Annotated in this window: 10 protein-coding genes; 4 read left to right on the forward strand and 6 right to left on the reverse strand. The window is 57.3% G+C overall.

The annotated features are described in order from the left end of the window. Positions 1 to 755 precede the first annotated feature (755 nt). Positions 756 to 1,199: a hypothetical protein gene (locus tag AC1DYS_RS31990; RefSeq protein ID WP_477906085.1), complete on the reverse strand. Its 444-nt coding sequence runs from the start codon at positions 1,197 to 1,199 to the stop codon at positions 756 to 758. 88 nt (positions 1,200 to 1,287) lie between these two features. On the opposite strand from AC1DYS_RS31990, the gene AC1DYS_RS31995 reads away from it, so the two are divergent. From AC1DYS_RS31995 to gapS1, 3 genes are all read left to right on the forward strand, one after another. After that, positions 1,288 to 2,550 carry an AlbA family DNA-binding domain-containing protein gene (locus tag AC1DYS_RS31995; protein WP_477906087.1) on the forward strand — a complete coding sequence of 421 codons (1,263 nt, stop codon included), beginning with the start codon at positions 1,288 to 1,290 and terminating at the stop codon, positions 2,548 to 2,550. A 34-nt stretch (positions 2,551 to 2,584) separates the two neighbouring features. After that, on the forward strand, positions 2,585 to 3,436 hold the full coding sequence (locus AC1DYS_RS32000) for a DUF4238 domain-containing protein (protein WP_477906089.1): 852 nt from the start codon (positions 2,585 to 2,587) through the stop codon (positions 3,434 to 3,436). A gap of 94 nt (positions 3,437 to 3,530) precedes the next feature. After that, on the forward strand, positions 3,531 to 5,108 hold the full coding sequence (gene gapS1 / locus AC1DYS_RS32005; RefSeq protein WP_477906091.1) for a GapS1 family protein: 1,578 nt from the start codon (positions 3,531 to 3,533) through the stop codon (positions 5,106 to 5,108). A gap of 79 nt (positions 5,109 to 5,187) precedes the next feature. Here gapS1 and AC1DYS_RS32010 read toward each other — a convergent pair whose 3' ends face one another. Genes AC1DYS_RS32010 through AC1DYS_RS32020 form a run of 3 tightly spaced genes read right to left on the reverse strand, consistent with a single transcriptional unit; the run spans position 5,188 to position 8,508 of the window. Further along, the gene (locus AC1DYS_RS32010) at positions 5,188 to 6,306 is read right to left on the reverse strand and encodes a serine/threonine-protein kinase (protein WP_477906093.1); all 1,119 of its coding nucleotides are present in this window, start codon (positions 6,304 to 6,306) and stop codon (positions 5,188 to 5,190) included. Continuing rightward, entirely contained in the window at positions 6,306 to 7,379 is a 1,074-nt protein-coding gene (locus AC1DYS_RS32015) for a serine/threonine-protein kinase (protein WP_477906095.1), read from the reverse strand. The genes AC1DYS_RS32010 and AC1DYS_RS32015 overlap by 1 nt, the downstream gene beginning before the upstream one ends. Further along, positions 7,324 to 8,508: a PP2C family protein-serine/threonine phosphatase gene (locus tag AC1DYS_RS32020; RefSeq protein WP_477906097.1), complete on the reverse strand. Its 1,185-nt coding sequence runs from the start codon at positions 8,506 to 8,508 to the stop codon at positions 7,324 to 7,326. Before AC1DYS_RS32020 ends, AC1DYS_RS32015 begins: the two co-directional genes overlap by 56 nt. A gap of 545 nt (positions 8,509 to 9,053) precedes the next feature. Between AC1DYS_RS32020 and AC1DYS_RS32025 the strand changes: the two genes are divergently transcribed. Further along, positions 9,054 to 9,605, forward strand: a complete 552-nt coding sequence (locus AC1DYS_RS32025; protein WP_477906099.1) for a hypothetical protein — start codon at positions 9,054 to 9,056, stop codon at positions 9,603 to 9,605. A 63-nt stretch (positions 9,606 to 9,668) separates the two neighbouring features. Here the strand turns inward: AC1DYS_RS32025 and AC1DYS_RS32030 are convergent, their stop codons facing one another. Both AC1DYS_RS32030 and AC1DYS_RS32035 read right to left on the reverse strand, forming a co-directional pair. Further along, entirely contained in the window at positions 9,669 to 10,265 is a 597-nt protein-coding gene (locus AC1DYS_RS32030) for an HAD domain-containing protein (RefSeq protein ID WP_477906101.1), read from the reverse strand. 256 nt (positions 10,266 to 10,521) lie between these two features. Further along, on the reverse strand, positions 10,522 to 10,817 hold a 296-nt coding region (locus AC1DYS_RS32035; protein ID WP_477906103.1), incomplete at its 5' end, for a hypothetical protein.

Genomic DNA, 10,817 nt, shown 5'->3' on the forward strand with positions numbered 1-10,817 from the left:
CTCGAAGACAGGCCGTCATCGTGAATCCAGTATTTGGGTCCGCGGTAACCACCCCATCGTTCGGGCAGGTGCGTATCCGACGTTTTCTCTTGCCCGATTCCGGTGCAAGAGAGCACAGCGCCGAACCATTTGGCAGGCTGGCCATCTGCCCACGGGCCATTCACATGGACTGCCTTTGACGCACCGCCTTGGGGGCCAATGTACAAGCAGCGCGCGTCGCAATTTGTCTGAAGCGTTATGAGACCGCTGCCGCCTGTGCCATTGCTGCTAGTCATCCATCTCGCGATTGCGCGATTCCAAACCTGCCAAAGGTCAGCGCCTGTCCGGCGTCGCATCGACAGCGGAGGCACGGTCTCTCCGTTGCGAGGGAATCTTCGTTCAGTCCAGTGGTCCTGCGGCCAGTCATACTCGTATGGGCTGACCTCGCGCTTGTTCGCAAGTCGAAGACTCGAGAACAACTGGTCCTCAATCTCGACGACAGTACTTGACACTCCAGCTTTGGCCGCTGAAAGGGCCGCAGCGACTCCTGCCGGGCCCCCACCAAGAACGAGAAGTGGGAGGGATTGAGAGACGTATCCCGCCGCCTTCAGCTCCGCGACGAGCATTGAGGCGCGGAGGAGCTGGTCTCGAATGCTTCCGGTCCGCAGCCCTGTAAGCTCGAACCCGTTTGGTGACACCTGATGAATGGTCAAGCCTTGGCTTTGCACCATTGCCTCCCTCGCTTTTTTGTTCTCTCACCCTAAGTGCGGCGAGCTTTACTCTGGTGGCTGTAATTTCGAATGCAACGCCGCCTCTGTCTCATTCAAATCTCTCAGGTACAGCCTAAGGTATCCCGCCGCTGCAGCAAAGACATCCGCCTCTCGTGTGAAGTGAAGCGTGATTCCTTCGGAGGCCAAATTAGCCTCGAGTGGTTCTAGCGTTTCACCAAGCCACGCGGCAGGCAACACAATCACTGCGCCACGAGGCCACTCTTCTGACAGCGTGGGCGCGGCCCGAATCAAGTCAATGGCGACGTCGAATGCATCAGGCGTAGTGACGCCAGCAACAAGTAGTTCGGGGCAGTCGTACACCACATAGGCTTCGTCCGAAGCTAGCAGCGTGAAGCCCTGCTCCTTTGGGGCAGCCCTAGCCAGGTCGGCTTGCCCCAACCGACTTTCAACATATCGCGGCGTAGAAGGACGAAAGTTTTCGTCAGACATTGGTCTGTTTACAGCGCACTTAGTGCATGTCAGCACGGCTGGCGCAACCTGTCAAGCGTGGAGCATGCCGCGAGTACATTCTCGGACAATGCCCAGACACGGAACCGAGCCTTTGGGCGCTTGGCAAAAGGATATTCACGTGAGTCTCCCGGCAAACGTCCGCGATGTCGCCCAATCACACCTTACGCAACTGGTCTTCGAAAAGACGCAGGAAGGTCCGAATCTGGACTTCAAGCGCGACCTTCCCGTAGCCTGGGATGCTTCGGCGAAGCACGAGTTTGTTGCCGATGTCACTGCATTCGCGAATGCTGGGGGAGGCGACGTTATTTACGGTATCGAGGAGGATGGCGATGCCAGAGCCTGCACTGTTGTCCCGCAGGCCATCAACCAGGACCAAGAGGTCCGCCGCCTCCAGGACTTTCTGCTCAACTCGGTAGAGCCGCGCATCCCTGGAGCCCAAATTCAGTCGGTCGAGGTAACGGTTGACGGTGTTGCCGGCCACGCCATCCTTGTTCGAGTGCCTCGCAGTTGGGCTGGACCCCATCGTGTCAAGACGAACCAGCACTTCTATCTGAGGGAAGGAGCACGTAAGCGGCAGCTCGATGTTCCGGAAATCCGTGGCCTTTTTCTGCGCTCGGAAAGCCAAGGTCAGCGGCTGCGTGACTTCCGTACCGAACGAATCTCGCGCATTCTGACTGGCGATGGCGTTCCAACCCTTGCGACTGGCGCAGTGCTGGTGATGCATCTTGTGCCAACTCAAGCGGCCCTCGGCGTTATGCAGGTCGACCCACTTCAGTATGTTCCGTCGCTGCGTCCAGGTGCGAGGTACTTGCCGCTTCTGGCCAGAGACGGCGCAGGGAGCCCAGGAATCAACTTGGATGGCGCGCTCTTCACCCGCCATGGAGCAACAGCGGCGACGGTGCCTGGCTACTCGCTTTTGCTTAGGAGCGGCTTCTTCGAGGCAACGCAAGTCCTCGACCACGTGCATCGGCATGATGAGAATGCTCGATTTAGTCTGCCTAGTCGTGCGTACGAGGACGTATGCATTCAGCTTGTGGAACGCTTTCGTTCGGAGCTAACACATCTTGAAGTGGAGACGGAGACGACCGCGATGCTTTCGCTTTTACACGCGAATCGCGTACGGGTCGGCCTTCCTGAGACCGACTACGGTCGGTCCGGCCCGGAGGGTCTGTTTGATAGGCAGCACGTTGTCCTTCCAGATGTGCTCCTTCCCGCAGACATTTCTGTTAGCGTGGCTCTCAAGCCATTGTTCGACTTGCTGGGTCAGGCCTGTGGTCTGGCGGGTTCGCTTTATTACGACGCTAACGGCCTCCGGACGCAGGCGAGGTAACTGCGAGACCGTGGCTCAGCGAAGGAGGGCGGAAATGGCCCACGATGAGCACCATTTTGTTCCTGCATTCCTGCTGCGCCAGTGGCAGTCTGGCGATGACAACAAGCTGACATCGTTCAGATGGTCTAGAGGAAGAGTCGTCGACTCGAGGTTCAAGGCCAAATCGGTCGCTAAGCAGCGACACCTGTATGCAACCGGGGTAGGCCAGGGACGCGCGGACAACGCGCTTGAGCGGGAGTTCATGGGGCCAAAGGTGGATGACCCGGCTGCCGTGGCTCACCAAGTGATGCTCACGCAGGGAATAGAAGCACTTACCGAGGACCACTGGCGCGACTGGGCGAGATTTTGTGTCTGCCAGTGGCTGCGGACGCCAGAGAAAGTTGCGCAGCTGCGCATTCGCGGGCGCCAACTTTGGATGAAGGACCTCGAGCCAGTGACTGGTGAATCGCTTGAGGAAGCCGACCAAACGATGAAGTTCAGCGACTGGTTAACGGAGAACAAGCCAGGGCTCTTCGATGACTTCGGCCTGGAGATACTGCCGCATATCGTTGAGTCGGAGCTGTTGAATGGAGTGTTCTTGGCGGCAACCTGGGGCATCCGCGACACTCGATGGGCGAAGCACGACCTGGTCATTGGGGACACCCCGCTGGTTTACGAAGGGCAGATGGCTAACAACTTCTTGTTCGCACTACCTCTCACGCCTCGGGTGCTTTTTGTGGCGTACTCGGACGATGAGACCGGCAAAAATCTTGACGCGTCCTCACACGACAAGCTCGCCATAACCTTCAATCGTTCGCAGGTGGGCCAAGCCCAGGACTACGTGTTTGCCATCAACAACGAACAGCGTGCTCTGGTCTCACGCTATCTTCAGAGGCCCGACTCTTGAGGGACTCCGCACCCGCCGTCTCAACCGGTCCGTCGATGCTTCTATCCCGGCTAGGTTTCGCCGATTTGTCAATGGATGAAAAGGCGCTAGCACGATGACGGGTTCCGAGAAGCCCGTTCCGCCACCACTGGTGTTTCGCATGGCAGCGAAAGTCGCACAGTTGCCAAAGCGCGGTATCGAGGACTCGTACAAGGGCGTCATGAATCGCCTGCGGCGCTTCAGTGCGGTGTCCATTGTCGAAGCGGCATTGCAATTGATGTGGAATCCGCCCACAGAGAAGGTGGACGAGCTGCGCACGGCGCCTTGGCTGACTTTGCTATTAGTCAAGTGGGCACTTCAAGACAAGAGCGTCGGCCTGCGGGTCGGTGCCTCAATTGCTCCCAGCGAAATCGACCAACTAAGACAGAGGCTCTGGGACTTACAAGGCGTTGGAGTCAGCGAACACCAGACCCCAAACGTTTGGCTGATGCTGCGCTCAATTCTTCATGTTCAGTTTGAGTTCCAACGAAGCGAGAGCTGGGGGTTTCTGCGGTGGCCTGCGTTGTATGCACGACTCGACTACGGGAGTACGAACAGAAAGCAGTTTAGAGATGTCATGGGCATGGAACCAAATGCATTTCTAGATTTGGCGTATGGCCTTTACGCGGCAGTGCTTGCTCGAAATATGCCATTGACCTCTGATTGGCTTGCTCCATTCCGTTCGAAATATGGGACGGACGTAGACCGCATGTACGAATTGCTCGTTCGCGATTTGCCAACCTTACGGGCAGAACTGCAAAGCGACGCCGCCCAGCGAATCCGCGGCAAGCAAGAACTCTATGAGTTTCCATACCTCCGTCTCTTTCCTCTCGTTCGCCTTCGTGACGGAAGAATTCACTGCTGGCACCCGCTCGTGTTCGCCAGAGGTCTAGAGGACGCCGTTCATCTTCGGCTGTCCCATCTAGGGAAGCCCTATGTAGATGCTTTTAGCCGGGTCTTTGAGCGATATGTGACCGAACTGGCAACTGGCTGCGAAATGCCCAGTGTGGACGAAGCGCGCTTCAAGGCCAAAGTCGGTGGTGACGCTCCGTCCGTTGAGGTAATCCTTAGCGGCAACGGCTGCAACATTCTTGTCGAAGCGAAAATGAGCTTGTTCGCAGATGACGTCCTCTTGCAGGATGACGAGACAGCCGTCTTTCAGAAAACCAAGCGATTGAGGGAAGGGATTCGGCAAGGGTGGCGAGTAGGTGCGATTCTTCGAGATTCAAGTCAATGCTTCGACGAGCAGTCGAAGGCGGAGCAGGACTTCCTTTTTCTCGTGACGAGCCGCGAACTACTCATCGGCAACGGCGACGCACTTCAACGAATGTATCCGTCGGGAACGTTCGACTATCCTAATGAAGACGCTGCACGGCGTCTTCCGTTGTCCAATGTTTTCATCGTATCAATCGAGGACTTTGAGCACACGATGGGATGCGTGGTCGCAGGTGAAATCGACCTGTCAAAGGTGCTCAAGGAAGCCGCCTTGGCAAATCAGAGAGCGGACACGGCAAGAATGTTCTTTTCAGACTTCCTTGGGAAGTACACAAAGAGGTGGACTCAAGCCTCTGCACTAAGACAGGCTAGAGAGGAATCGGAGCTGCGAGTGGTCACCGCGCTCGGCGGCAGTCTTCAAGACCTTCAAGGCGGATAGGACGAGACGTTCTGCGTCTCCGTCCTCGTCGAGACACCTAGTTGACGCTTTGCCAAAGAACCTCAGAGGTCGCAGTCAGTTACGGCTCAAAGGCCTCGTGACCTGTCGGCAAATCCTTTAACCGAAGAATTGCGACAGCTCTGCGGTTGGGACTTCCAGGGGTGGACACAAAGTTGATTCGTGCCCCGCTACGTACAGGGTCTCCAGCCAAGACTTCGGCTTCATGCAACATGATTCCCCGACCCGCCGTCGACAGGGCAAACCAGACGCCCCCATGTGGACCTCTACCTGTTACCGTCCCGTTCTCCCTTGAACCTGACAGATAACCGAGCTGGCCAATCTGATGAACCAAGTCTTCGGCGGTGGGCCTTTCGGTCGGGTCTATCCGGAAGCAACTTGCTATCAGTTGTTGGAGGCTCTTAACCAGGTCTGCGGTCACTCTGTGCGAAGTCAGGTCGGCGCTCCAAGGCTTTGACTTGCCCTCAAAGATGCCAGGGACTGCCTCGAACCCAGTGCCGAAGGGATGTTCACCTGCCAAGAGCCAATAGCCCATCGCTGCCAAGCTCCAAACGTCAGCAGCCTTTCCAATCGGCGGAGCGCCAGGCTTGTTCTTCCGCAAGACCTCTGGAGCCAGGAATGGAATGGCCCCCAACATCGTGCTGCTTAAACCTTGAGTACGGCCAGCGTTAATTTCTTTCGTGCCACGCTCCATCTCACCCTCAGCAAGCTTTGCAATGCCGAAGTCAGTAATCTTGATTGTCGAGAAGCTAAGGTCCCGGCTCACCATCACGTTCGAAGGCTTCAGGTCTCGATGGAGAACGTTGACGCTGTGTGACGCAGCAAGTCCTTTCGCCAAGTGATGGAGTACATGCGCAGCCGTATCCCCGTCTAGCCGAGGGAAGTGCAAATCCATGCAGTCCTGCAAGTCGATGCCGTCGATGAGCTCCTCGACGAAGAACTCACCAGAACTGTCATTTACGTAGTCCAACGCTGAGGCAATGTTTGCGTGTCTGACGCGCGCACTCAATCGGGCACTCTGCGTGAAGCGCTTGTGCGCTCCATGGACAATTGGTACCTTCACTGCCACAGGCCTCTCCAAGCTCAGGTCCAGCGCAGCCCACACCTGCTGCATGCCGCCTTGACCAACTACACGCTGCAGGCGATATCGGCTACCCACAAGGTCGTTCGAGGCAGCCATTAGATTACGACCTCCAAAGTAAATTGACGAAACGGAGAGAAAGCTCTGCCGCCGCCGAGATTGCTGGCGCCAAACGTTAAGAGGCAGCCCTCAGTCAACAAGTCGCCCATACGAGCAGGCGAATTATTGATATAGACGTCGCCGGACACGCTGTCTACTTTGAAGTCATACCCGTCGTAGCTCACTTGGACATAGTTCGCTCCAGCGCCGAAGCGCTTCCTTGGCGTTTGCGCATTTATGACAGCCGGACCTGTTCCGAGGGACACTGACCCCACGTGTTTCTCTCTCGTTAGTTCGGCTTTGAACGCTTTTGCGGCTTCAGACATATCGCAGCGGTCCTTTGGAACCCGGGAGAGGCAGGCATCAATTGCTGCTGTAAGTCTGGGTGGCAATGATGCCTTCGTGCCAATGGATGGAAGGGGGAAGTTCTTCGCATCCGGGAACCCATTCGGCCCTACCGGAGGGACACCTCCCGTGAACGCCTTCCAGCAGACGACGCCGAACGAATAGACGTCACTCTTCTGAGTGACCAACGTGGGCCGGACAAAGAACTCGGGTGCCGCATATCCCATCGTGGCTCTTGCGCGGAGCGTCATCGTGTTGCCTGGTCCCGCAAGTCCGAAGTCACAGATTTTGAGCCGGCCATTGACGTCCACGACGACGTTCTCGGGTTTGATGTCGCGATGCACGATGTCGTTGTTGTGCAGGTCTTGCAGGCCTACTGCTAGCTGATACAACAAGCGAACCATCCTGTTGGTTTCGTCGGAGGTTGTAGGCGGTGGGGCCGCGGCTAGTGTTTTGCCATCGACGAATTCCATCACGATGCCGAACAACACGCCATGGTGGTCAAAGACGAGGTCATAGACCTCGACCACGTGACGAGAAGTAGCTCTGGCGAGCATTCGCCACTCGTTGAGTAGTTGTTCTTCGCCGTCGGTTGAAGATAGCCACTTGATTGCGACGTCTCTGTCCAGCATCTCATCGTGCCAGACTTCGACGATGCCGTGTGCGCCAGAACTATGTGGGCGTTTTGTCGCCTTGTATCTCGCCGCTGGAGCTGGTCGATGTCTCATCCAATGGTTCCTCCGCAATCACGAGCTGCACGCTTGACTTCTTGAGGTCCTTCTTCGATGCGCTCTTTGCCGAGCCGCTCGATTTGCGTTTAGTCGCGACCTTACTCTGGCGCACGACTTGCTCAACTGAATGTTTTGTGGAGGACTCTTGCTTCGCGGCAGGAGGCGCTGAAGGATGGCTTTTTCCACTGCGGAAAGGAACCAATGTGTGCGTATATCCGGGCAGGCAAAGCATCATGCAATCGGCAGGTAATGCGTTGACCGGGTTATCGAGAAACGCTCGCACTACGTTTGCCGACGGAATCATGACGGCAGACGCGTTGTCAGTGCCTCCCAGCCAATCACTCATGACCAAGAGGCGTCTCATCAGTTCCGGGCCGTCGCGACATGCGTCAACAACAGCGCTAAACACATCTTCCGTTGGCTTCCAGATGCCGTCGGTGCATAGAAGGCACACGGCGGACGAGTTGGATGGACGCCACGGAATGACGTTCGGCGTTACGAGAGTCGAACCCCCAATTGCTTGGGACAGCCGCTCTCCGAATTCCTCGCTCAGCTCAAGACTTAGGTTCGGGTTCGCTCGTGCGGTAGCTGCCGCCAGAGTGTCATCTGCTGTCAGCAAGTCTGCCTTGCCGTCTGAAATCTCGTATGCGCGGGAATCGCCAACCCAACCAATCGCGCATTCGGCTTGCGTCACAAGAAGCGTCACGGCGGTTGTGCTCGATTTCGAGAAGTACTCTGACGCAGTCTGCTGATGAGCACGAGCTAGAGCTTCTACCAGGACCCTGCAGGCATCCATTGATGCATTCAGCTCTGCTACCTCAAGTGCCAGAGACGCGACTGCGGTGGATGCCGCTCGCTCGCCGTGGACGCTGCCTCCGACGCCATCGCAGACCACGGCAAGAAGCCACCTTTCAGAAGGGATGGTCGCGGCAGAATAGGCGACTGCAATTCGGTCCTGATTACCGTGTCCCGAGCGGCGCTCGTCTGTAAAACCAATGACGGAAAGGGGTTCAAGCCTGAGTGAGGAGCGTGCCTCCGCCGGCAGGTTCACAACCTGACCAACTACCCAACTTCGAAGGCTAGGGGCAAGGGCGTAGACCGAGTTCTGTTCGGAGCGCTGGGGCATGCGACGCAGTTTACAAGCTGTTCGCGGTTGGACCATTGTTGTCCGCTGTAAGACTGCCACTGTCCCTTTGAGAGGGAGGCAAAGGGATGAAGGCGGTGGGGCATCGAGTGAATTTACTCTTTAACATGCACTTGCTGCATGCTGACAGAGCGGCCTTTCACCTCGGAGCGCTGCGAGTCCCTAGTGCATTTCCCTTTCATCCACGTTGCTAGGACTGATGACGGGCACTTGCTCAACAAAGGCGTGCTGCAGGCCGTTTGCTCTCCGTGTGCTGGGGTTACCGAAGGAGGCGCTCTGTGCCACTGGTAGATTTTTGGATGAATGCGGCCTCGCGAGGTGTTCATCCTGAGGACGCGGCCCACCTTTCGCCCGACGCGTGCGTCGCATGGTCGTCGGCTCATGAGGCGCGCTTGCGAGCGGCAGAGTTGGCAGACCGGCGGAACCCAATTCGCCGCAAGTTGCATGTGAGCCTGTTTCCGCAGCCGTTTGTGGGTAGCGTCCGGCGGGCATCGGTATGTATCCTTTTCGGCAATCCAGGGCTGTCCGTGACTGACTACGTGGACGAACTGGACAACGAGGAATACATCCAATACTGCGAGGCGAACCTGCGTGGAGCAGTGGATGGTTTCGGACCGCTGATGTCCGCTGCGATAGGGACCGCAGCCGCTGCCTACTGGGAACCGGTGTTTCGGACGTTGGTTAAGGAATTAGCGGACGAACTGCAGGTCCAGAACGACCACGCGAAGGCTTGGGCCGTTGCTCAGATTGCGACCATTGAAGCCGTTGCCTATCATTCGCGCAGTTTTCCATTCCATGGGTTCGCGGCCTTGCCGTCGACACGCGCAGCTGTCGACTATGTCCACTCGACACTCGCCCCGCGAGCTCAGCGCGGCGAATGCCTCATCCTTGTATGGAGGCAGGCGAAACTTTGGGGGTTGGAGCCTGGGCCATTTGTAGTGCAGCGTGCACCGCGGCTCGCTCAGGGGCGGTATCTGCATGCCGTCGAGAGGCAAGCAATGGTCCGATTCTTGGCGGCACGGTACCGGGCTAACCAGACCGCTTTGTCGTCGGCGACGGGCTGGAGTCAAGCAGGCTGAAGCAAATGAGTTGAGAAAGCGATTGCTTCACGAGGTCGCGTCTCCTCTATTTCGACGCGCTTCCTAGTCGAACGCTGCTGACAAAACCTCGAGCAGTCGCTCCTGCTCGGACGCGCGCATGAGTCCGCTGCATCCATCGACCACACAGACGTTCTCGCGTACCTCCGCTGGCCAACCGTCCTCATCGTCGACTGCAACCCAAGCTTGGGGCAGTCGCCAGTTCACGTGGGACAGAACAATCTGAGCTTTGCTCATCCGCCAGTAGTCTTCAATGCTGCAAGGAAGAATCCTCTTGATGCCCTTCAGCGTGTGTCGCCGGTGGACCGCGTTCTCCGTGAGGTCCGCAAATGTGTAGCCGACAACTCGTTCCGCTAGCGGACCGAGCTTGTCGAGGACGAAAGAGAGGCCAAGGACCTTCGGCTGCGTTGACGTTAAGACTACTTTGACATCTGGCCAGGGCACAAGTGCGGATGCGAGCCATGGCACCGCTTCGTACGCTGAATGGCCGGAAGCCCAGGGGCTGGCGCGATGGACCAACTCGTAGATTGAGGCGCTCGGATGTAGCACGCCGCTGATGCCAAGGTAAAGAATTCGCATCGTGTGACCTATGCGACTTCTTCGCGGTCGCGGAATACCGCTAGGAGCTCTCCATTGCTCCATCGCAGGTTCGACGCCTCATGGTGGCCGCTTCGATGTCGATGCATCAGATGAATACGGAGTGTTTCGCCGGCCACCAAGCATTTGGCGATTTGTAGCCACGCGTCCACGGGCAGAGAGCTGACATAACAACCAGTATGCGGACCGGCCGTCAGCCTCCCGTATTTCTCTATTAGCATCCATTCGTTGACCCCAACGAGTCGCTCAGCGTCGGCCCGAACTCTGGCCCTACGGTGAGCCTCTGCCATGACAAGGTTTTTCATGGCGTAGCAACTGGCGGCTGTACAGCCTGCAACGTTGCCAATCGAGCTTCGGCCGCCGTGACCTCTGCATCTAGTGCTGCCAATGCAATCTTGCGCGACGCGATGAGTTGTGAGAGTGCGACCGCCGTGTCGACGCCGGCATCACGCAAATGCCGCTTCCTCAGAATGACGATGTAGTGGCGGAGTGACTCGATATCGCGATGGCCAGCCCGTTCTGCCACTCGGCGCAAGATGTGCTCGAAATCAACCTCCCTGCGATAGCGAGGGTATAGCGAGTTGATGAGCGCTATGT

Source organism: Rhizobacter sp. P2_G4, from assembly GCF_056403575.1.